The 25,794-nt window shown below is 50.9% G+C and carries 7 protein-coding genes; all 7 read left to right on the top strand.

All coding sequences use genetic code 11. The features are described 5' to 3' along the window. Nucleotides 1-90: 90 nt before the first annotated feature. The 7 genes from ACE04G_RS19520 (at nucleotide 91) to ACE04G_RS19490 (ending at nucleotide 25,719) form a co-directional block, all read left to right on the top strand. Nucleotides 91-705 (top strand): zf-HC2 domain-containing protein, encoded by a 615-nt coding sequence (locus ACE04G_RS19520; protein ID WP_036614042.1) that lies wholly within the window; start codon nucleotides 91-93, stop codon nucleotides 703-705. Nucleotides 706-1,018: 313 nt separating this feature from the next. Next, a complete protein-coding gene (gene cdaA, locus ACE04G_RS19515) occupies nucleotides 1,019-1,855 on the top strand; it encodes a diadenylate cyclase CdaA (protein WP_047841664.1) in 837 nt (278 codons plus the stop codon). Continuing rightward, a complete protein-coding gene (locus ACE04G_RS19510; RefSeq protein ID WP_449004004.1) occupies nucleotides 1,848-3,338 on the top strand; it encodes a CdaR family protein in 1,491 nt (496 codons plus the stop codon). The genes cdaA and ACE04G_RS19510 overlap by 8 nt, the downstream gene beginning before the upstream one ends. 72 nt (nucleotides 3,339-3,410) lie before the next feature. Further along, nucleotides 3,411-4,751, top strand: coding sequence for a phosphoglucosamine mutase (gene glmM, locus ACE04G_RS19505; protein WP_017692121.1), 1,341 nt, complete (start codon nucleotides 3,411-3,413; stop codon nucleotides 4,749-4,751). Between the two features lie 929 nt (nucleotides 4,752-5,680). Then, nucleotides 5,681-7,513, top strand: a complete 1,833-nt coding sequence (gene glmS / locus ACE04G_RS19500; protein ID WP_036668148.1) for a glutamine--fructose-6-phosphate transaminase (isomerizing) — start codon at nucleotides 5,681-5,683, stop codon at nucleotides 7,511-7,513. 1,198 nt (nucleotides 7,514-8,711) lie between these two features. Beyond that, nucleotides 8,712-9,995: a diaminobutyrate--2-oxoglutarate transaminase gene (gene ectB, locus ACE04G_RS19495; protein ID WP_076217242.1), complete on the top strand. Its 1,284-nt coding sequence runs from the start codon at nucleotides 8,712-8,714 to the stop codon at nucleotides 9,993-9,995. 676 nt (nucleotides 9,996-10,671) lie between these two features. Next, on the top strand, nucleotides 10,672-25,719 hold the full coding sequence (locus ACE04G_RS19490) for an amino acid adenylation domain-containing protein (RefSeq protein ID WP_449004003.1): 15,048 nt from the start codon (nucleotides 10,672-10,674) through the stop codon (nucleotides 25,717-25,719). Nucleotides 25,720-25,794 lie beyond the last annotated feature (75 nt).

Genomic DNA, 25,794 nt, shown 5'->3' with positions numbered 1-25,794 from the left:
GAAACGGATGCGTATGTAATGTATGCAAGTCTTATGCGTGCTTTTTAATGGCACATGGACTAAGTGATTTAAGAAAGGATTGGCTCTCATATGGATTGCAACTCGGCCGTCTCTTTAATGCATGAATGTTTGGATGAGTCGTTGTCCCCGGCCCAGAAGGTTGAACTGAAAAGTCACCTTGTGATCTGTCCGGATTGTCGCATGCGCTTTAAAGAGTTGGAACAGACGGAAATGCTACTCTTTGCCATGAAACACTATTCACCGTCTGCCTCTGATGAGCTGACCAATCGAATTATGAATGCTCTGCCCCAGCCCAAGAGACAGCAAGCATGGCTCAAATGGGTCAAAGGACATCCCGCGCTGACGGCGGCAGCCTTCTTTTTGGTCGTGATGCTCTTTAGCGCCTTGAATTTCTGGAATCAGAATAACGAGATGGTTGTTAAGGGAAATAATCTGGACCAGATCGTGATTCAGGGTAACACGGTTATTGTTCCTGAAGGTAAGTCAATTGCTGGCGATCTTACGATAGAAAATGGAACCGCACAAGTATATGGTGATGTGAACGGCAATCTGACGGTTATCGATGGACAACTGTTTCAGGCTTCAACCGCGCATATTTCAGGTCAGGTGAAAAGTATTGATCAGGCGCTGGACTGGTTCTGGTACAAAATAACCAATATGGTAAATGAAGTGGCTTATCGCTAGAACAGGGTAAAATCTTCAATGGTATATACCAAGCAGGGTACCTCCAGATTGCATGGGGTACTCTTTTTTTATACGCAAACTTTGTAATTCATGGGAAATGTGATGTTTATGTGCAGTTTGAGACTGCCGTAACTTGCAACCTGAACGTTAACGTTATAACCTAGATACTAAAGAGAACATACTACTACATATAGATACGCATTTTGCACAAATCGAATGATGCAAAACGCGGAGACAAAGGATTATATAAAATCCTAATGGGTTAATATGAGATCAGGGTTTACTCATCAATGGGGATAGCGGGGGCTGGCTTATGAATTATTTTGCTGACTTAACGTGGACAGAGTCCATTAAGGACGTTATCGATATATTGATAGTTACCTATATTATGTACAAACTGATTTTGCTTGTGCGGGGGACACGTGCGGTTCAGCTCCTGAAAGGGATTCTGTTCCTTGTGCTGATCTGGGCATTAAGTACGTGGCTAAACCTGTATACGCTCAAGTGGTTAATGAACCAGATGTTTACGTTTGGTGTCGTTGCGGTGTTCATTATCTTTCAGCCGGAACTGCGTCGTGGTCTGGAGCAATTGGGACGCGGTAAGCTGTTTGGACGTTCAGCGGCAGCGAGTGATGAAGAATTAACCGTGTTAATTGGTGAGATTATTAAGTCTGTTAATTATTTGTCACGGCGTAAAATTGGCGCTTTGGTCGTGTTTGAACGTGAAACGGGTCTGAACGATTACACGGAATCGGGCATTAAGATGCAATCTCTGGTCAGCTCAGAGCTGATGATTAACATCTTTATTCCAAATACACCGCTCCATGATGGAGCCGTTATTATACAGGGAAAACAGATTTCGGCGGCAGCTTGTTATTTGCCATTATCAGAGAATCCTTTTATCAGTAAGGAATTGGGAACACGTCATCGTGCAGCAATCGGGATTACCGAAGTTGCAGATGCGATCTGTTTGGTTGTCTCCGAGGAGACAGGACAAGTGTCACTTGCAATGAATGGACAGGTCGTTCGTGATATTAAGGAAGAATCGCTGATTGCCAAACTGTATGAGGAGTTGCGCCCTACATCCAATCTGAAAAAGAATGGCTGGACAACCTTCTGGAAACGGAAGGGAGGACGTAACAATGGATAAGTGGTTTAACAATAATAACTTTGCCAAAATACTTGCACTTGCGGTGAGCCTGCTACTCTGGTTCATGATTCATCTGGATGAGGTACCAACCACCCCTACGATTACAACAGGGACAACCAACAAGGTTGTGGAACGTACGGTGCCTGTTCAACCTTATGGATTAGACAGCAACAGCTATGTGCTTACTTCATTAAGTACGGATGAGGTCCGGCTGGAGATCAAAGGACAGCGCTCGATGTTGACATCGGTTTTTACGAATGATGATTACAAGGTACTGGTCGATCTGAGTCAGGTGAAAGATGGGTCCAATACACTGCCACTCGTACCTGATCTGCCTTCCGGTGTAGAAGTGGTCAGAATGGAACCTTCCATGGTTACGGTGAATGTAGAAAAATTGGGCACCAAATCCTTCAATGTGAATATTGTACCCGAAGGGGAACCATCCGCCGGATACAGCGCTGGAACGCCCGTAATTGAACCTTCGACGCCAGTTAAGGTAACTCTGCCCGAAGGGCAACTCGAGGCTGTAGCGAAGATCCAGGGCAGTGTGAGCGTGAAAGATGCGAAGGAAGATGTCATACAGAAAAAAGTGAAACTTCAAGCATACGATGCTGAAGGCAAAGTCCTTGAAAATGCGATTATAACGCCTCAAACGGTTGAAGTCCGTGTTCCGGTCAATCAGCCCTATACATCTGTACCCTTAAGAATCAAATATTCGGGACAGCTTCCGGAAGGCCTGGTACTCTCCACAGTAGAGCCAAGCGTGAAAGAAGTCTCGGTTTATGGATCAGAGAATGCGCTTGCGGGTATACAGGCCTACGACCAAGTAACCCTTGATCTAACGCAGTTTGAGCAGTCAGGTACGTCGACAGTTAACGTGGACTTGACGCCGCCTTCCGGTTTTGAGAAAATCGAGCCTAGTTCGATTCAGATCAAGGTAACCATATCCCCATTTGACGAGGCGGAGGAGACAACCAAAGTCTTTCCGAACGTCCCCATCACACTTACCGGTGCGGGGAATGGGCTTGAAGGTACACTCGTTACGCCTAAAAGTGGCGGTCTTAACCTTACGCTTACAGGCTCGGCAAGTATGCTTGAGGGTCTGAGTAGTGATGATCTCACGTTGACGGGGGATCTTGCTGGACTTGCGGTCGGAACGCATGAGATTAAGCTTGAAGCCGACCTGCCCCGTTATGCCAAACTGGATGAATCATCTAATGCTCTGAGTGCAACGGTCAAAATTAGCGAAAAGGCTGAGGACACCACAACTACGCCTAGCGAAGATCCGACTGACGAGGGAACGGTAGCACCTGACCCTTCACCAGCCGAGGTCGAAAACGGGGAAACCGAGCCTGTTCCTGATGAAGAAGAAACGGAATCGAATACGGATACTCAGGATCAGAGTCAACAGGGGAGCACAACCAATCGAGGTAATTTAAATAATAACAGTGGTAGTAGCAGTAAAAGTGGCTCAAATCCGTAAACGTTCTAATTTTAAAATTCTTAAAAAATAATAATAGTGCTCGTATATGATGCGAATAGAAGGAGTTAAATCATGGGGAAATATTTTGGTACAGACGGTGTAAGAGGGGTTGCCAATAAAGAGTTAACGGCAGAGCTGGCTTACAGCATTGGACGTTGTGGTGGTTACGTGCTTGCAGGTGGTGTGGAAAGACCAAAAGTGGTTATCGGCATGGATACTCGAATCTCGGGATTGATGTTGGAATCCGCACTGGTTGCAGGTCTGTTGTCCATTGGCGCTGATGTGATCCGTCTGGGCGTTGTATCCACTCCGGGAGTGGCGTATATTGCACGTTTGTTGAAAGCTGACGCGGGCGTGATGATCTCAGCTTCCCACAATCCGGTTGAGGATAACGGAATCAAGTTCTTTGGCGGAGATGGCTTCAAGCTGTCTGATGAAACAGAGAACCGGATTGAAGAACTGATGGATGCGGAGACAGATCAATTGCCACGGCCAGTTGGTGGCGGTCTGGGTACTGTAACGACAGATGAAGAATCCCGTTATCGTTACCTTGATTTCCTGAAAACGACTGTAAATGAATCGTTCTCTGGACTTAAAATTGTTCTGGACTGTGCAAACGGAGCAGCTTATGAGCTGGCACCGAAATTGTTCAGTGAACTTGGTGCAGAAGTCATTGCCATTGGCGCTGAGCCTAACGGCCTGAATATTAATGAGCAATGTGGATCAACTCATCCAGAGAACCTGAAACAAGAAGTGCTTAAACATAAAGCGGATCTGGGTCTTGCTTTTGACGGGGATGCGGATCGTCTGATTGCTATTGATGAGACAGGCGCTGAGGTGGATGGAGACTTCATTCTGTGTATCTGCGGTGATGCGATGAATCGTGCAGGCAAGTTGAAGGACAGTACTGTTGTATCGACCGTTATGAGTAACATCGGATTCTACAAAGCAACGGAGAAACTTGCACTGAAAACAGCTAAAACGGCAGTAGGTGACCGTTATGTGATGGAGGAAATGCGTCGCGGCGGTTACAACTTGGGCGGAGAGCAGTCTGGTCATGTTATTTTCCTGGATTACAATACAACTGGAGACGGTATGCTGACTGCGATTCAACTCGTGGATACGCTCAAGGCTTCCGGTAAAAAACTGAGTGAACTAAAAGCGCTAATGACCCAGTACCCACAAGTATTGGTGAATGTGCGTGTTGAAGATAAGAGCAAATACGAGGGTAATGCTGCAATCGAGCAAGCTATCGCTACAGTAGAACAACAACTCGGGGATAATGGACGTGTACTCGTTCGTGCTTCAGGTACTGAATCTCTGATCCGTGTTATGGCGGAAGGACCAGATAAAGACGAACTTGAACAATTTGTGTCTCAAATCGCAGATGTAGTGCAAAAAGAACTGGTATAGTACTGGAAGATGTAAGAGATACCTTCGGCATACGGTTTCTTAAGGGAATTGTTGGCAGAACTAGGCTTAATATAACATGATTTAGGACTTATAGTGCGTGTTCAAAAAGTCTGGTTTTCAGTACCAAGAAGATGGAATGAAGATAGAAATGGAGTAGCGGAGCGTAGGGAAACTACGTGAGCAACGGACATTTCGGCTGAATTTCATATTCGATGCTGATGATGCCGTTAGGCATGATTCGTAATCAAAAGCGGAATTTTTGAATTACCTCTAATGATGGATATTCCTGCGTCCCGGCCTGATGAGACCATAGGTCCGTTTATCCGGTCGGGATTGTAGGTAAATATGCTAAAATTGTCACAGGTACTTTGCTCCATTGCAAAATGGACCTGACGTGCATATAATGAGTGGAGTCGTCATTCAGACACAGAAAGTGAGGAACGTAAGGTTACAGTTACACAAGCGCCAGAGCTTGGAGTTGCGCGGGATGATGTTGATCAGGATTTCTTCTAGGTTGAAGAACGGCTGATTAAGATCAACGGCAATCAAGCTGACGAGGTGGAGGTGTTCGGATTGTTCGGCGGGGACCTCCCGGTGAAGCACCAGAGCCGTAAACCGGATTGCGGAAAATGGATAGGTGACTGTCCACACAACGCGCCGGTGCAGGTGCAGGAGTTAAACTAAAATTCAAATGAATGTGCGTGAAGAGCGTAAACAGTACGCGGACGGGAAAATGATGTACATTCATGATTGCATTCATAACAGCTTATGATGACAGCGGGGCGACACGAGGTCGCTCTGATCATTGATAATTGAATAAGTACCAAGTATTCATGAAACGCTAGGCAATCACTCATTTTTCCGATGTGCCGCCTCTGCCTGTTTCTCTTCGTGACACAGTATTCATATACAAACGGAGGAAATAAATTATGTGCGGTATTGTTGGATATATTGGTAATAAGAACACTCAATCGGTATTGGTCGAAGGATTAAAGAAACTCGAGTATCGTGGTTATGATTCTGCAGGTATCGCGGTATTCACACCGGAAGGTCTGCAAATCACGAAAGCTCTTGGTCGTCTTGCGAACCTTGAAGCCAAGCTGGATGGTGCACCACTGGTAGGTAATGCCGGAATCGGACATACACGTTGGGCAACTCATGGTAAACCATCGGATGAGAACTCTCATCCACACACAGATGGAAGCCAGAAGTTCTCTGTTGTGCATAACGGTATTATTGAGAACTACCTGGATCTGAAGGATGAATTGATGGCTCAAGGTCACACGTTCACTTCCGAGACAGATACTGAGGTTATCTCTCACCTGATCGCACGTGAATACAATGGTGATATCGTCAAAACAGTACAAAAAGTGATCACGTTGTTGCGTGGCGCATTTGCACTGGGTGTATTGACAGAGCATGAGCCTGAGAAACTCGTAGCTGTGCGTCAAGCGAGCCCATTGATTATTGGTATTGGTGAAGGCGAGAACTTCATTGGTTCCGACATCCCGGCAATTTTGGAACATACACGTAACGTGTACATTCTGAATGATGGTGAAATGGCTGTATTGACACATGATGCTGTCGAATTGATGACGATTGAAGGCAACTTTATTTCTCGGGAAATGATTCGTGTCGATTGGGATGCTGTAACCGCAGAAAAAGGCGGATTCGAGCACTTCATGCTGAAAGAAATTCATGAGCAACCAAAAGCATATCGTGATACTATGCTGGGTCGCATCGATAATGAAGGCAAAAAAGTTCAACTTCCTGAGTTGAAAATGACTGAAGAACAAATTAAAAATATTCGTAACGTTCAAATCATTGCATGTGGTACAGCGTACCATGCAGGTCTGGTTGGACGTACAGTGATTGAGCAATTGGTACGTATTCCGGTTGAAACAGATGTGGCTTCCGAGTACCGTTACCGTTCCCCAATCGTGCACAAAGATACACTTGTAATCGTAGTGAGCCAATCCGGTGAAACTGCCGATACGCTTGCTGCATTGCGTGAAGCACAATCCAATGGTGCGCATGTACTGGCAATCACAAACGTAGTGGGCAGCTCCATTGCACGTGATGCAGATGATGTTATCGCAACATTGGCAGGTCCGGAGATTGCAGTAGCTTCTACCAAAGCGTATACTTCGCAGTTGATCGCGTTCAACTTGCTTGGTCTGTACCTTGCACAAGTTCGTGGTACTCAATCTGCAGAAGAGATTGAACACACGCTGGCAGCAATGCAAGCATTGCCTGAGCAAGTGGAATCCATGTTGGAGCAAGCGGAGGCAATCAAAGGATATGCAGAGCAAATCTCTAAACATGAACATCTCTTCTTCATTGGTCGTGGTCTTGACTACGCAGTAGCTCAAGAAGGATCTTTGAAGCTGAAAGAGATCTCTTACATTCACTCCGAAGCGTATGCTGCGGGTGAGCTGAAACACGGTACGCTCGCATTGATCGAAGACGGCATCCCTGTTATTGCCTTGGCAACGCAAGAGAACGTACTTGAGAAAACAGTGAGCAACATTAAGGAAGTAAAAGCACGTGGCGCAGATGTATTGGCAATTACGTATGAAGAGCACGTAGCACCATTGCTGAAATCCGTAGACCAAGCATTTGCAATTCCTAAGACGCTGCCACTGCTTAGCCCTGCTTTGTCTGTAGTTGCGCTGCAATTGCTGGCATATTATGCTTCCCTGGCACTGGGTCATGATGTGGATAAACCACGTAACCTGGCGAAAAGTGTAACGGTTGAGTAAGTTATTCTGTACAAATTAGTTTATTTTCCAATGATAAATAAGTGTAGAACCATTTACAAAAGTATGGAACTACACGAACTGTTGTCCAATGACATGGATAATGGGTTGATCAATAGATTCAGTAAATTAATAAAGTATAAACAAAATATGGTCCTGATGACTCTAAGTCATCAGGACTTTTTTGATGTTTCAGGAGGGTGGTTCTGAATATTAGAACCACCTTATTTGTGTTTGTACATTGTAAATTTATGTCATCAACTTCTTAAAGAGAGTCATTAACATTCGCAACTCGTAAGTGCAAATATTTCCCCAAGAAGGATGTGGATCGGGCATACGGGATCATTTGAACAATAAAGGAAGATGGCCAAATGGGACTGGAACATCTTTCAGTGACTCACAAAATGGTATGCCAAGAAGCAACAATTTGCTGGATGAAGAAGCTTATTACGCGAAGTGAAATCATTGTCTGTTCAACTTGGATTCAGAACGCCATTGTAATCTATATGTAAATGAGTGAAGGACATAGAAAAGCGTATGAGGAAAATCTCGCGTATGGTTTGATGAGGAGGAGCAGAATATATTTACCCTTTATTCTAACGGAGGTGTAGAGAAGAAGGCGTGATACAAAACGATGTTGGCTGCCATCCGTTTGGATGCTGCGGGCAGCTTCAGCCAGACTTTCAGAAATTGGTCAGGTAATCATGTTAAGTTAATGCAATGCGGAACACTGGCAAAGAATATTAAAAAGGTAATATATACCAAATTATCCTGTTTCATGGCTGAATGTCAACACGCGTCGAATTCCTCGATTGATGTAAAACCATTCCCAACGTTTCCTTGCTATTCACTCTTTTTAATGAAAAATGTTAACACATTATGTTTCGTGAACCAAATTTAACATTATAATGACTATATTTAACAAAAATTTCACTATACATTCTTGTAAATTTTGATATAATTCAACCTAGGTCTTATTCCCTATTATTCTAATAAATGGAATTGTAGGGTTTTTTATACCCATCCAAGCTGTGTGCGAGAGACCAGTCTACTGGCTAACCAACAAGCCGGCATGCGGGGACCAACAATTGTGGAAAATGACAGCCTAGAATATGTTGCTCCATGACGTCAGAAGGTTCAGAAAGGAAGGTTCAGAAAGATGGAGCCAACCTTATCCCAATTCCGATGGAGGATGAAGTGAGTGAGCATTTTTGAAAAGCTGGAATCCAACGTAAGATCTTACTGCAGAAGTTTTCCGGTGGTATTCGACCGGGCCAAGGGAGACCTTTTATATTCTGAGGACGGAAGAGCATATATTGATTTCTTTGCAGGTGCCGGGGCACTCAATTACGGTCATAACAACGATTATATTAAAGACCGGGTTCTTGATTACTTGACCTCCGACCGGATTATGCACGGTCTGGATATGTATACAATGGCCAAACGTGAATTCATCCAGAGCTTCTCAGAGCGGATCCTGGAGCCGAAGAAGCTGAATTACAAGCTTCAATTCTGCGGTCCAACAGGGACGAATGCGGTGGAAGCGGCCCTGAAGCTCGCACGCAAGGCGAAGAAGAGAAGTGGAATATTCGCATTCATGGGTGGCTTCCACGGCATGTCGCTCGGCAGTCTGTCGGCGACAAGCTCCAAGTCCATGAGAGAAGGGGCGGGGCTCCCTCTGGACGGAGTTACGTTCATGCCGCACCCGAGCGGGGCTTTCGCAGAAATGGATACGCTCGGCTATATCGAGAATATCCTGACTGATTCGCACTCCGGAATCGATAAGCCGGCCGCGATCCTGCTTGAAACGGTACAAGCCGAAGGAGGAATTCACGTTGTCGACGCGCAGTGGCTACGCGAGCTGCAGCAGCTTTGCCGCAGGCACGATATTCTGCTCATTACAGACGAGATTCAAGTAGGATGCGGTCGGACAGGCGAATTCTTCTCCTTCGAACGTGCAGGGATCGAGCCGGATCTCATTACCCTGTCGAAGTCGATCAGCGGGTACGGCCTGCCAATGTCCCTCCTGCTGCTGAAGCCCGAACTGGATATCTGGACGCCGGGCGAGCACAACGGCACCTTCCGCGGCAACCAGCTGGCTTTTGTGGCCGCGAAGGCTGCTCTCGAGTTCCGGGACAGAACCGAACTGGAAGCTCAGGTGAAGCAGAAGGAAGAGTATGTGCGCTCGTTCCTTGATCAAGAAATCAAGCCTCTGCATCCGTCCATCGCCATCCGCGGACTCGGCCTGATCTGGGGCATTGACGTCTCGGGGTTCATGGATGAAGCCGGGGCGAAGCGGGTGACGGATATCAGCTTCGAGAACGGGCTCATCATTGAAAGAGCCGGCAGAGGAGATTGTGTGCTGAAGATCATGCCTCCGCTTACCGTCTCTATGGAGCATCTGACCGCCGGCTGCGCCATTATCAAGTCAAGTATGCAGCAGGTGATCTCTCAGGAGACCAAGGATTTGTTAGTAACGACCTAAGCTTGGCCAAGCCGATGGCCGCCCCCGGCAAGAGGCATGAAAGTGCCTTCCGGAGGGCGTGCGGACTTGATGTTAAGGCAGCGCTTTCTCCTCATGCTACCTGCGGTAACGTTAATCAGCATGGAATTCTCCGGCAATCCAAGGGCAGTACCGTTCGTGCCATACGGAGCATTCCTTGAGTCTCATGCAGTACCCTCGTTAAATTTAATCGTCAGGAAAAGCTCACTACCCCGCAGCCGAATCTTTACTTATCCACACCAGGGCTGTGGGGGAATAAGCAAATCGTACATAGAGTGTATCAATACCCCTTAAACATAGGCTTCGTCAAAGGCAGCTCGAGTGCCAAATCAGGAGGTACGGTCGACTTCCTGCTGGACGGCTGGAACCCTGCGGCAAGCCTTACATCGACAGGAGGAACATTCCTTGTCGTCTATCCCCAAATCCAATTCTGAATCCCATGTTAAACCAAATCCCGTCTTCGGGTGACTCGTCGGCAGCAATCTTCTTGAAGCAGAGGAGTCCGAAGTAACCGACATCTCTTGCGTAGAACGATGCTTATTGTTGTCCTTTACGCATGGGAGCCGAGCGGGACAGCTGCTAGGCAGAGGATTGCCGCATGCGATCAACCGGGCAAATGAAGCGGTGACATTGCGCAAGCCATTGATGTTGTTGTCAGATGTTTGAAAAGGAGAGGAGCGAGGGTGGAGCGTTGCTTCGGCATATGCTCCGCCGGATTGCTTTTACCGATGAAGAGAGGGGAACGATCCAGATGGCTTTTGAAAAAGAAACGTTGTTTTGGAACGAAAAATTCGGTAGTGACGACTATACCTTGACGCGGTTGCCTTATTGCAAAGCTCCAAACTCCCTGGTGCCCAATGTGAAAACCGTTGGCGGTTCGCTTTCGGAGGAAGCGGCGCAGCGCGTCCTTCAAATGAGCAAGGGTGCTCCGCTGGCTACTTTTATGATTTTGCTCGCTGGTGTTCAGGCACTCTTGCATAAATATACAGGAGCTTCAGACATTCTGGTCGGCATGCCGGTTGTGCCGAAAAAGGGGGAGACGCGTCGATCCGTTAATCATACGGTCATTTTGAAAAACTCGCTTTCGGTGGGGGCAACTTTTAAGACACTTCTGAGCGAACTGAGGACTTCCTTGCCGGAAGCCATTCAGCATCAACATATTCCGTTCTTGAAAATGACGGAGAAGCTGGATCTGCAATATGCTGAAGGGACACCCTTCGTTCATACGCTAGTATCCCTTAAGGAGTTGCATCTGGACGAAATTGGGCAAAACGTGGTCACGGACTGTTCCTTTGAATTCAGTTTAACCGGCGGGACGATACAGCTAGCACTGTCATATAACGAGCACTTATATGACTCCGATTTCATGAGTCGGGTCGTCGGCCACCTGAATCGCCTGCTGTCCGTGGGGCTTTATGAGCTGGAGCTGGACATCGTGCGAGCGGACATGCTGTCGGAGGACGAAAAATTTCAATTACTGCAAAGCTTCAACGATACAGAGAAGGACTATCCTCGTGATCGGACGATTCATCAGCTTGTGGAGGAGCAAGCGAAGCGTGTGCCAGAGGCGACTGCGGTTGTCTTTGAGGGGCAGCGGCTTTCATACGCAGAGTTGAACGAACGGGCAAACCAGCTGGCGCGTACGCTACGATCGGTCGGTGTGCTGCCCAATCAGTTAGTAGGCTTGATGGTCAGGAGATCACTGGAGACGGTCATTGGCATTCTGGCGGTTCTGAAAGCTGGCGGTGCCTACGTGCCGATCGACCCGGAGTACCCGGAAGAACGTATCCGCTACATTCTGGAGAACTCGAACGCGCAGCTGCTGCTGACTCAAAGAGAGCTGTTACAGCAAGTCCCGTTCGAAGGGACCGTATTGGCGCTTGATGACGAGCAGGCCTATAGTGACGAAGGCTCGAACCTGGAGGCGGTCAGCGGTCCAAACGATCTTGCTTATGTCATTTATACGTCAGGTACAACGGGCAACCCCAAAGGGGTCATGCTGGAGCATCGTGGTTTGGTCAGCTTGAAGCTGATGTTTGCAGACAGGCTGGGCATCACGGAGCATGACCGGATCGTACAATTTGCGAGCTTGTCCTTCGACGCATCCTGCTGGGAAGTGTTCAAAGCACTCTATTTTGGCGCGGCTTTGTACATCCCGACGGCCGAAACAATTCTCGACACTCGTCTGTTCGAGAGTTATATGAACGAGCATGCGATTACGGCAGCGATTTTGCCTCCGACGTACAGCGCTCATTTGAACCCGGATCGTCTTCCCAGCTTAACAAAGCTTGTAACGGGAGGTTCGGCGGTATCGGCCGAATTCGTGCAGCAGTGGAAAGCGAAGGTTCACTATTTCAATGCTTACGGCCCTACCGAAGCTTCGATTGTTACGACGCTTTGGGATGCGGATGAGCAGCAGCCGGAGCGCAGAGTCATTCCGATTGGGCGCCCGCTGGCTAATCATCAGATTTTTATTTTGGATGCCCACCTGCAACTTGTGCCTCCGGGAGTGGACGGCGAGCTTTGCGTGGCAGGTGTGGGGCTTGCGAGAGGTTACCTGAACCAACCGGAGCTGACGGCAGAGAAGTTTGTGGAACATCCGTTTGCGCCGGGAGAACGCCTTTACCGGACAGGAGATCTCGCCCGCTGGCTGCCGGACGGTAATATGGAGTACTTGGGCCGGATCGACCATCAGGTGAAGATCCGTGGATTCCGAATCGAGGTCGGTGAGATTGAAGAGCAGCTTCTGAAGATCGACTCGGTGCAGGAGACGATTGTAATCGCGCGGGAAGGCAAAAGCGGGCAAGAACTGTGCGCTTACCTGGTCGCGAGCCTCCCTCTTACGCTCGGCGAGCTGAGAAGTGCGCTGGCGCAAAAATTGCCGAATTACATGATTCCGGCGCATTTTGTTCAGCTTCCGCGGATGCCGCTCACGCCGAACGACAAAATCGATCGTAAGGCTTTACCTGCCCCGGAAGGAAACGCACTGACTGGCGGCGCGTACGTAGCTCCCCGCAATGAAGCTGAGCGAAAGCTTGCTGATGTGTGGCAGGCGGTATTGAACGCCGATCGTGTTGGGATAACGGATCATTTCTTTGAGCTGGGCGGAGACTCGATCAAGTCCATTCAAGTATCTTCGCGGCTTCATCAAGCCGGGTACAAGCTGGAAATCCGGGATTTATTCAAATATCCGACGATTTCACAGCTCAGCCTGCATGTGAAACCGATCAGACGTACCATCGATCAAGGCGAAATAACGGGTGAAACGGCGTTGACGCCGATTCAGCATTGGTTTTTCGAGAGTTCCTTTGCGGACCCGCATCATTTCAACCAGTCGGTGATGCTGTACCGGAAGGAACGCTTCAACGAAGAGATCGTGTATCAGGTGCTGCAAAAGCTGGCCGAGCATCATGACGCCTTGCGCATGGTGTTCTGCAAGTCGGAACAGGGGTTTGGTGCGTTAATGCGAGCGATTCAGGATGGTGGGCTGTTCACGCTTGACGTGTTCGACTTTAAAGATGTGGAGAATCCCGCGCAGGCTGTGGAAGGGAAGGCAACGGATATTCAAGCAGGCATCGATCTGGTGAACGGGCCCCTTATGAAGGCGGCACTGTTCCAGTGCGAGGACGGAGATCATTTGCTGCTCGCGGTTCATCATGCCGTGGTAGACGGCGTGTCTTGGCGCATTTTGATGGAGGATTTCGCTCTAGGTTACGAGCAAATTGGAAAAAGCCAGGAAATTCGTTTCCCGGCGAAAACAGATGCGTACCGCACTTGGTCCGAGCAGCTGGCTGCTTACGCGCAAAGCCCGGAGATGGCAAAGGAACGGGCCTATTGGCAGGCCGTGGAACAAATGGAGGTTCTGGCCGTGCCGAAGGATATGGAGGCGGACGTTACGACGCAGCATGACAGCGAATCGCTGTTTGTCCGTTTGACTCCCGAAGAAACGGAGCTGCTACTGAAGCGGGTTCACCGTGCCTACAACACCGAAATGAATGATATTTTGGTAACGGCGCTTGGAATAGCCTTACGGAAATGGACGGGGCACGAACGGGTGCGGATCAATCTCGAAGGACACGGACGTGAATCGATCAGAACGGATATCGACATCACGCGTACAGTTGGCTGGTTTACGACCAAGTTTCCAGTCGTCCTGGAGCCGGAAACCGACCGAGATTTGGCATATCAGATTAAACAGGTCAAGGAAAACTTGCGCCGCATTCCGAACAAGGGGCTAGGGTACGGTATATGCCGCTATCTCTCGAAATCGGAGGATGGCTTGGTTTGGGGCGCAGAGCCGGAAATTAATTTTAACTACCTTGGCCAGTTCGACGATGATGTCAACCAGGACGAGATCGGCATTTCTTCTTATTCCAGCGGCAACCCGGCTAGCGACCGGCAGGCACGCAGCTTTGTGCTGGATATCAACGGTATGGTGCTGGACGGCACTTTATCGCTCGATCTCAGCTACAGCCGGAAGCAGTATCGCAAGGAAACGATGGAAGCCCTCGCTCAGCGGCTTGAGCAAAGTCTCCGAGACCTCATTATCCACTGTGCAGGCAAAGAAAACACAGAATTGACGCCGAGTGACGTGCAATTTAAAGGCTTGACCATTGCAGAATTGGAGCAAATCGCCCAGCGCTCGGGCCATCTCGGGGAAATCGAAAATATTTACTCACTTACGCCGATGCAGAAAGGTATGTGGTTCCACAGCGCGCTTGACCGGCAAACGGCGGCTTATTTTGAGCAGACGCGGTTTACGATGCGGGGAGCGCTCGACGTCCAGCTTTTTGAGAGGAGTTGGATGGAACTTGCGAAACGTCATCTGGTGCTGCGGGCGAATTTTGTGAAAGGACCCGCGGGCGAGCCGCTGCAAATCATATACCGCGACAAACCGGTCGGTTTTGAATATGAAGAGCTGCTTCATTTGCAGATGGACGAGAAACAAGCTTACTTGGATAAAAAGGCTGAGGAGGACAAGCTTCGCGGCTTCGACATGGAACATGACGCGCTCGTTCGGTTCACGATCCTGCGCACCGAAGAGCAAAGCTATCATGTACTGTGGAGTTTCCAACATATTTTGATGGACGGCTGGTGCCTGGCTCAGCTGACGCAGGAGCTGTTTGAGGCATACTCGGCCTTGGCATCCGGCGAGCAATTAGCGGGAGGTAAGGGATCGGATTATGGGGCCTATATCGAGTGGTTGGAGAAACAGGACGATCAGGCGGCATCAGCCTATTGGATGGCATTCCTGGCAGGTTATGAAGGGCAAACCGTACTCCCTGGACAAAAGGAACTGGCGCCCAACGGCAGATTTACGGCTGATCACGTCACCGCCGAGCTGGGCAAGGACTTGAGTGAGCGGATGGACCGGGTGGCGAAACAGCGCCTGGTTACGGTCAATACACTGCTGCAAGCTATTTGGGGCGTGATGCTGCAAAAATATAACGGAACAAACGATGCCGTATTCGGTAGCGTCGTAGCCGGAAGACCGGCGGAAATTCCGGGCATTGAGTCCATGATCGGGCTGTTCATCAATACGGTGCCGGTCCGGGTGACGAGTGAAGCGGACACCGTGTTCGCCGACCTGATGGCGAAGCTTCAAGAGCGGGCGCTTGAGTCCGGGCGTTATGATTACTATCCGCTGTATGAAATTCAGGCCCGTAGCGTGCAAAAGCAGAACCTGATCAACCATATCATCGCTTTTGAGAACTATCCGGTGGACGAGCAGATGGAGCAGGCGGGGGACCAGCAACATGGCGATCTGACGATTGCTGATGTTCAGATGGAGGAGCAGACAAACTATAACTTCAACGTCACCGTGGTGCCGGGAGACGAGATTGAAATTCGGTTCGACTTTAACGCCGAAGTGTTTGATAAAGCTAGCATTGAGCGGCTCAAGGGGCATCTCGTTCATTTGCTGGAGCAGGTGGCGGATAACCCGGAGATTACCGTGGGCGAGCTGGAACTTGTGACAGAGGCGGAAAAGGCTGACCTTCTCGGACGTTTTAACGACACCACAACGGAATTTCCGTGCGGGAAAACGCTCATTCAATTGTTCGAAGAGCAGGCGGAGCGCATCCCGGATGCAGCTGCCATCTCCTTGAATGGGCAAGAGCTGACCTACCGCGAGCTGAACGAACGCGTTAATTGCCTTGCTCGTACCTTGCGTAGCCACGGGATATCCAAAGGCCGCCTGGTCGCCATTATGGCTGAGCGTTCCATCGAAATGGTGGTGGGTATGCTGGCGGCACACAAAGCCGGTTCGGCTTACGTACCGATTGACCCGGAATATCCCGAGGAGCGTATCCGTTTCTTGATCGAGGATTCGGGTGCGCAGGTCATGCTGACGCAAAGCCGATTACGCGAGCGCCTGGCGGGTTCGGACTCCGTGATTTTACTGGATGACGAGTCCTTCTATCACGAGGACCGCACAAATCTTAATTCGGGCAACGAAGCGACAGACCTGGCTTGCATCATCTATACGTCAGGCACGACGGGCAAGCCAAAAGGAAACCTTGTTTCGCACCGCAATATCGTGCGGATCGTGCGAAATACGAATTATATCGACATCACTGAGCGGGATCATGTCCTCCAGCTTTCGAGCTATTCGTTTGACGGAGCGATTTTTGATATTTTCGGTGCTTTGACCAACGGGGCACGGCTGGTGCTGGTTCCCCACGAGACTTTGCTGGAAATCGGCCAGCTGGCGGATCTTATCCAGCGCGAGCGAATCTCGGTCATGCTAATTACGACGGCTTTCTTCAACGTCCTTGTAGATGTGAACGTCGACTGCCTGCGGGATGTCCGGGCGATTTTGTTCGGAGGAGAGCGCGTGTCGGTCGGCCATGTGCGTAAAGCGCTCGCCCATATCGGACCGGGCAGGCTCAACCACCTGTACGGTCCATCAGAAAGCACGGTTTATACCACGTATCTTCCAGTCGACTTTGTCGATGAGTCCGCGCTTACCGTACCCATCGGACGGCCGATCAGCAATACGACGGTGTATATCGTCGACAGCCAGAATAAACTTCTGCCGATCGGCGTGGCCGGGGAACTTTGCGTCGGCGGAGAAGGCTTGGTACAGGGCTACAATAACCGGCCGGAGCTAACGGCGGAGAAATTTGTGGACCATCCGTTTGTGCCGGGAGAGCGCATGTACCGTACAGGAGATTTGGCAAAATGGCTACCGGACGGCACGATTGAATACGTGGGGCGGACGGATGATCAAGTGAAAGTCCGCGGCTTCCGTATTGAGCTGGGCGAGATCGAAGCTCAGCTTCAGAAAGTGGAGGGAATTCGGAAAACGACGGTATTTGCGCGGGAAAACGCCTCCGGCGAGAAGCAACTTTGCGCCTATTATGAAGCGGACCGTGAGCTTCCGGCGGCCGAGCTGAAGAGCGTTCTTTCCCAGGAACTTCCTGCCTATATGATCCCGGCGTACCTGATCCAGTTGGAACGGCTTCCGCTGACGACGAACGGCAAGGTCGACCGCCGCTCCCTCCCGGCACCTGAGGAGAGCTTGCAGCCGGGCGAAGGACATACTCCGCCTCGGACTCCGTTGGAAGCCAGCTTGGCTGAAATATGGAAAAGCGTGCTCGGATTGGAACACATCGGGGTTCATGACAACTTCTTTGACTTGGGCGGCCATTCCCTGCGGGCAACGACACTGGTGAGCAAGGTGCATCAGGAGTTGAACGTCGAGCTGCCTCTGCGCGACGTATTCCGCTACTCAACGATCGAAGAGATGGCTCTCGCCCTCTCCCGGATTGAAGAGCAGTTGTTCTCGTCGATTCCGCTGGCAGATGAAAGAGCGTGTTATCCACTTTCCTCAGCTCAGAAGCGGCTGTTTATCCTGAATCAGCTGGAAGGAGCCGATCAGAGCTATAACATGCCGGGTGTGCTGTTGCTCGAAGGATCGATTGACCACAGCCTGCTGGAGAAAGCTTTCCGCGGACTGATCGAACGTCATGAAACGTTGCGAACCGGATTTGAGATCGTGCAAGGCGAAGCGGTACAGCGTATTTACGAGAGCGTTGATTTTGCCGTTGTGTGTCGACATGCGAACGAGGAAGAAGCGGCTGCAGTCGTGCAGGCTTTTATCCGACCTTTCGACTTGGCGAAGCCACCGTTGCTGCGTGCCGAGCTCGTAGAGCTGGCAGCCGATCGTTATTTACTGATGTTTGACATGCACCATATCATCTCCGACGGGGTTTCGATGGACGTGTTCGTTGAGGAACTCGTTCGTTTGTATGGCGGTGAGTCATTAGAGCCTTTGCATATTCAGTACAAGGACTATGCGGTATGGCAGCAATCGGACGAGCAAAAAGTGCAATTGAAACGCGAGGAAGCTTACTGGCTGGACCGTTACCGGGGCGAGCTGCCGGTTCTGGAAATGCCAACGGACTACCCGCGTCCTGCTGTACAGAGCTATGAGGGACATACGCTGACGTCTTTTGTGGACGAGGCAACGAACGAAGGCTTGAAGCAGCTAGCCGCTCAAAGAGGAACGACGCTATATATGGTGTTGCTTGCCGCGTATACCGTGCTTTTGCATAAATACACAGGTCAGGATGATTTGATCGTTGGCACGTCGATTGCGGGTAGAACGCACGGCGATATGCAGCCCTTGATCGGAATGTTTGTCAACACGCTGGCGATCCGCAATTATCCGGCTTCGGAGAAGACCTTCCTGTCGTATTTGGAAGAAGTGAAAGAAACGACTTTAGGCGCTTACGAGCATCAGAATTATCCGTTCGAAGAACTCGTCGATAAAGTGCAGGTTAGCCGGGATTTGAGCCGCAACCCGCTGTTTGACACGATGTTCTCCCTGCAAAACCTGGAGGAGTCAGAGTTTGAGCTGGAAGGGCTGAAATTGTCCCCGTACCCTAGCGAATATGGTATGGCCAAGTTCGACCTGAGTGTGGATGTTACGGAAGAAAATGGCGGACTGGAGTGCAACTTTGAATTCGCAACGGCTCTTTATAAAGAAAGCACGATCCGGCGGCTATCGATTCATTTTGGACATTTGCTTGCGGCGATCGTGAGCCGTCCAGATGCGAAGATTGCCGAACTGGACTTGCTGACGGCAGAGGAAAAAGAGCAAATTATCGGCGCGTTCCACCCGGCGCAGTCGGAAGTGGCTCCTGTGGCGGCGTTCCACCGACTGTTCGAGGAACAGGCGGAGAGCACTCCGGAAGCGGAGGCAGTCGTGTACGAAAACGATCGGCTGACGTATGCGGAGCTGAATGAGCGGGCGAACCGCTTGGCGGCAACGCTGCGCGCAAGTGGAATCGGCCGGGAGGAGATTGTTGGTATTCTCGCCGAGCGTTCGGTGGACCTGCTGGTGGCCGTGCTGGCCGTCTGGAAAGCGGGCGGGGCGTATGTACCGCTCGACCCGGATTATCCGGCAGACCGCGTGCGGTTCATGCTTGAAGACAGCGGAGCGAAGGTGCTGCTGACACAAACGCCGCTGCGAGAGCGTGCTGAAGCCTGGCTCAGCGAAGAGGAACTGGCACTAGTGACAGTGCTGTATCTCGACGACGAAACGTCATACAGCGAAGAAAGGGAGAATGCACCGTTTGGCTCCAGCATGGTTTCCCGTAAAGTCTCCGGCAAGCTGACCGGTGCTGTGAACGACGGAGATGAGAGCTATTCGAATGTTGGTATGGACAGCTTCCATGAAGCTCGTCCAGAGGATTTGGCCTATGTAATCTATACGTCGGGTACAACGGGTAAGCCGAAGGGTGTAATGATTGAGCACCGCAGCCTGGTGAACACGGCAGCGGGTTACCGACGGGAATACCGGTTAGATCAGTTCCCGGTGAGGCTACTGCAACTCGCCAGCTTCTCGTTTGACGTGTTCGTGGGTGATATTGCACGCACGTTGTATAACGGAGGCACGATGGTCATTGTGCCTAAGGACGATCGGATTGATCCATCTCGTCTGCACTACTGGATAGAACGCGAGCAAGTCACGATCTTTGAATCAACGCCGGCGCTGATCGTACCGTTTATGGAATACGTGCACGAGCAGGGGCTAGAGTTGAGTGGGATGGAGCTGCTGATCACAAGCTCGGATAGTTGCAGCGTGGCGGATTATAGAACCTTGCAGGAACGTTTCGGCCCGTCGTTCCGCATCATTAACGCCTACGGTGTAACGGAAGCGGCAATCGACTCCAGTTTCTATGACGAGGGGTTGGAGAAACTGCCGCCAACAGGCCATGTGCCGATTGGAAAAGCGTGGTTAAATGCGAAGTTCTACATCGTGGATGCACATCTGAATCCCGTACCGGTCGGGGTGCTGGGCGAGCTGGTTATCGGCGGCGTTGGGGTAGCGCGCGGGTACTTGAACCGTCCAGAGCTGACGGAAGAGAAGTTCGTAGACAGCCCGTTTGCTGTGGGCGAGCGGCTGTACCGCACAGGAGATTTGGCGCGGTGGATGGAGGACGGGAACGTGGACTTCATCGGCCGAATCGACAATCAGGCGAAAATCCGGGGGTACCGGATCGAGACGGGTGAGATCGAGTCGCAGTTGCTGCGGGTGAAAGGTGTGCGCGAAGCGGTGGTGCTGGTTCGAAGTGATGATGCGAACGGGCAGAAGATGCTGTGTGCGTATTACACACCGGATACTGGTGCGAAGCTGTTAGTGAACGATCTGCGCAGTGCGTTGGCACAGGAGTTGCCAGGTTACATGATCCCGTCGTACTTCGTGGAGCTGGAGCATCTGCCTCTGACACCGAACGGGAAGCTTGACCGAAAGGCGCTACCAGCGCCTGAAGGAGAAGCGGGAAGCGGAACACAGTACGTCGCACCACGCAATGAGCTGGAAATGAAGCTGGTAGTTATTTGGCAGGAAGTGCTGGGGCTTACGAAGGAGATTGGTATTCACGACAACTTCTTCGACATCGGTGGCCACTCCCTGCGCGCGACAACGTTGGTCAGCAAGATTCATAAAGACTTGAACGTGGATCTGCCACTGCGCGACGTGTTCCGCCATTCCACGATCGAGAGCATGGCTGCCGTCATTTACCGGCTGGATGAGCAGACATTTGTTGCCATTCCGGTGGCGGATGACCGAGAGGTGTACCCTCAATCTTTTGCTCAAAAACGTCTCTTTATCCTGAATCAGCTGGAAGGTGCGGAGCTTAGCTACAACATGCCGGAAGCGATGCTGCTGGAAGGTGCTTTGGACCGGACAAGGTTCGAAGAAACATGCCGTAAGCTCGTGACGCGGCATGAAATGCTGCGCACCGGGTTCGAAATGGTGGACGGCGAAGCATCACAGCGGATTTACCAGGATGTGAATTTTGCGGTGGAGTTCTATCAAGCGGATGAGCAAGAGGTCGAAACGGTGGTTCACGGTTTCGTCCGTCCGTTTGACTTGGCTAAGCCACCGCTGTTGAGGGTAGGCCTTGTTGAGCTGGCTCCGGAACGCCATATTCTGATGTACGACATGCATCATATTATTTCTGACGGCGTTTCGATGGAAATCTTTGTTGAAGAATTCGTGCGCTTGTATGGTGGAGAGCAATTGGAGCCACTGCGCATTCAGTACAAAGACTACACCGTTTGGCAGCATTCGCAGGAGCAGCAGGAAAGGCTTCGGCATCAGGGGACGTATTGGCTGGATATGTTCCAGGGCGAGCTTCCGGTGCTGGAAATGCCGACTGACTATCCACGTCCGGCTGTACAGAGCTATGAGGGTCAAACGCTGGAGTTTTTCTTCGACGCTTCAAAAACCGACGGTTTGAAACAGCTGGCTTCGGAAACGGGCACGACACTGTTTATGGTGCTGCTTGCGGCATATAACGTGCTTTTGCACAAATATTCAGGTCAGGAAGACGTGATCGTTGGTACGCCGATTGCCGGAAGAAATCATGGAGATGTGCAGCCGTTGATTGGGATTTTCCTAAACACGCTGGCGATTCGCAGTTATCCGGTTTCGGAGAAAACATTCCTGTCCTATCTAAATGAAGTCAAAGAAACAACTTTACACGCCTTTGAGCATCAAAACTATCCGTTTGAACAATTGGTGGACAAGGTGCAAGTCACCCGTGATTTAAGCCGTAATCCACTCTTCGACACGATGTTTACGATGCAAAATACGGAGAACGAGCAATTTGAACTGGAAGGGCTTCGCCTGATTCCTTATCCGAGCGTACTGGATACTGCGAAGTTTGATATCAGCTTGGATGTGGGCGAGGAGAACGGCGGATTGGATTACAGCTTCGAATATGCGACGGCTCTTTATAAAAGGGAGACGATTGAACGGCTGGCAAAACATTACGAGCAGTTGCTCGTGACAATTGTGAACCGTCCAGATGCGAAGATTGCCGAGCTGAATTTGCTGACGGCAGCGGAAAAAGAAGAAATTGTCTGCGCGTTTAACCCGGCACAGCCGGAAGAGGCTCCTGTGGCGGCGTTCCACCGACTGTTCGAGGAACAGGCGGAACGCACGCCGAAAGCGGAAGCCGTCGTGTATGAAAATAACCGACTAACGTATGTGGAGCTGAACGAACGAGCGAACCGCCTGTCGGCAACGCTGCGTGCAAGCGGCATCGGTCGGGAGACCATCGTTGGCATTCTCGCCGAGCGTTCGGTGGACCTTCTGGTGGCTGTGATGGCCGTCTGGAAAGCGGGAGGGGCATATGTACCGCTTGACCCGGATTATCCGGCGGACCGTGTGCGGTTCATGCTGGAAGACAGCGGAGCGAAGGTACTGCTGACGCAAACGCCGCTGCGAGAGCGTGCCGAAGCCTGGCTCAGCGAAGAGGAGCTGGCACTGGCGACGGTGCTATATCTCGATGACGAAACGTCATACAGCGAAGACCGAGCGAATGCTCCAATGGACTTCGGCCATGGCTCCAGCATGGTTTCAGGTCTGGTCTCCGGCGAGCTGACGGGTGCTGTGAACGACCGTAATGAGAGTCATCCAAATGATGTTGATGTTGTCGGTATAGGCAGCTTCCATGAAGCCCGTCCGGAGGACTTGGCGTACGTCATCTACACGTCCGGAACGACGGGCAAGCCCAAGGGTGTGATGATTGAGCACCGCAGCCTGGTGAACACGGCAGCGGGTTACCGACGGGAATATCGGTTGGATCAGTTCCCGGTAAGGCTGTTGCAGCTCGCAAGCTTCTCGTTTGACGTGTTTGTGGGTGATATCGCGCGGACGTTGTACAACGGAGGCAGCATGGTCATTGTACCGAAGGACGACCGGATTGATCCGTCTCGTCTGTACTACTGGATAGAGCGGGAGCAAGTGACGATCTTTGAATCAACGCCGGCGCTGATCGTACCGTTTATGGAGTACGTGCATGAGCAGGGGTTGGAGTTAAGTGGTATGGAGCTGTTGATCACTAGCTCGGACAGCTGCAGTGTGGCAGATTACCGGACCTTGCAGGAACGGTTCGGCCTGTCGTTCCGCATCATTAACGCCTACGGTGTAACGGAAGCAGCAATTGACTCCAGTTTCTATGACGAGGAGTTGGAGAAACTGCCGCAGACAGGTCATGTGCCGATTGGCAAAGCGTGGTTAAATGCGAAGTTTTACATCGTGGATGCACATCTTAACCCGGTGCCGGTCGGTGTGTTGGGCGAATTGGTTATCGGCGGAGTCAGTGTGGCGCGCGGGTACTTGAACCGTCCAGAGCTGACGGAAGAGAAGTTTGTAGACAGCCCTTTCACCGCTGGTGAGCGGTTGTATCGCACGGGAGATTTGGCGCGGTGGATGGAGGACGGCAACGTGGATTTCATCGGCCGGATCGACAATCAAGCGAAAATCCGTGGTTACCGGATCGAGACGGGTGAGATTGAGTCACAGCTGCTGCGGGTGGAAGGTGTGCGCGAAGTGGTGGTGCTGGTTCGAAGTGATGCGAACGGGCAGAAGGCGCTGTGTGCGTATTACACGCCGGATACTGGTGCGAAGCTGTTAGTGAACGATCTGCGCAGTGTGTTGGCACAGGAGCTGCCAGGTTACATGATCCCGTCGTACTTCGTGGAGCTGGAGCGCCTGCCTCTGACGCCGAACGGAAAGCTTGACCGGAAGGCGCTGCCGGCGCCGGAAGGGGAAGCTGGAAGTGGAACGGAGTACGTCGCACCACGCAATGAGCTGGAAACAAAGCTGGCGGTAATTTGGCAGGAGGTGCTGGGGCTTACGAAGGAGATTGGCGTTTACGATAACTTCTTCGACATCGGCGGGCACTCCCTGCGAGCGACGACATTAGCGGGCAAGGTATTTAAGGAATTAAACGTCAATCTGCCGCTGCGAGACGTATTCCGTCACTCCACGATTGCGGCGATGGCCGATGCGATTGCCCGGATGGAACGGCGGGAGCATGAGGCCATTCCTCAAGCGGAAGAGAGAGAGTACTACCCTCTGTCTTCTGCGCAGAAACGGCTGTTTATTCAACACACACTGGATGGAGCGGATCAACTTTACAACATGCCGGAACTGGTGCAAGTGGAAGGTAAGTTTGATTTAGACCGGTTGGAAGCCTCGTTGCGGAAACTGATAACACGGCATGAATCGCTGCGCACCGGTTTTGAAATGGTGAAGGGCGAAGCGGTCCAGCGGATTTATACGCAGGTCGATTTTGCTATCGAGCATCATCAAGCGGATACAGAGGATGCGGCTCAAGTTGAGCAGATCGTTCGCAACTTCGTACGTCCGTTTGATCTCGGCAAGCCTCCGCTGCTGCGCGCCGGAGTCGTCGAACTGGAGCCGAACCGGTATATTCTCCTTTTCGATATGCACCATATTGTGTCGGACGGCATATCGATGGCGATTGTGATGGATGAGTTCTCGAGTTTATACGCCGGGGAAGAACTGCCGCCACTGCGCATTCAATATAAGGATTATGCCGTTTGGCAGCAGTCTGAGGTTCACCGAGAGCGGATCGGGCGACAGGAAGCGTACTGGCTGCAAACCTTTGAAGGCGAGCTGCCGACGGGGGATCTGCCGATGGACTACGAACGTTCTACAGTTCGCAACTACGAAGGTGCGCATCTGGAGTTCGATGTCGATGCTTCTCTCTCTGCGCGGCTGCGTGAATTGGCGGCCGAGCGTGAAAGCACGCTGTACATGGTACTGCTTGCCGCATATACCGTGCTGCTGTCCAAGTACAGCGGGCAGGAAGACGTAATCGTAGGCACCCCGGTGGCGGGAAGAACTAACGCCGATTTGGAGTCGGTCATCGGCATGTTTGTTAATACACTGGCGCTCCGCAATCGTCCGTCAGGCGAAAAAACGTTCCTGTCCTACCTTGATGAAGTGAAGGAAACGGCTTTAGGAGCTTTTGAGAATCAGGATTATCCATTCGAGGAGCTCGTGGAGCGTTTGAATGTTAAGCGGGAGCTGGGCCGCTTCCCACTGTTTGATGCCGTTTTCGACTTGCAAAATATCGAAGAACGAGACGCCGAACTGGAAGGGGTCAGCCTGAAGAATTACGAGCTTGACCATTTGGAAGAAGCGAAGTTTGATCTGACGCTGTTTATGTATGAAAACGAAGGGGCGCTGAGCGGGGGCTTTTTCTACGCCACCAAGCTGTTCAAAGAAACGATGATCCACACCTTAACCGAGGATTACCTGCGGGTACTTTCTCAAATTGCGGAAAATCCACAACTTGAGCTAAGTCGGATTGAATGTCATAAACCGGCGGCAGGCACAAAGAATGCCGTCGATACGATCGAATTTGCGTTCTAATATTACAAGCGCGCCTCCGCCGTCAAGCGAAAGTGGTGCGCATCCCATGGAAGACGGCGAACAACTTGCAACTCC

This window comes from Paenibacillus sp. AGC31 (assembly GCF_057334655.1).
Note: the sequence above shows the minus strand (reverse complement) of the source record. Positions and strands in the feature narration are given on the sequence as shown.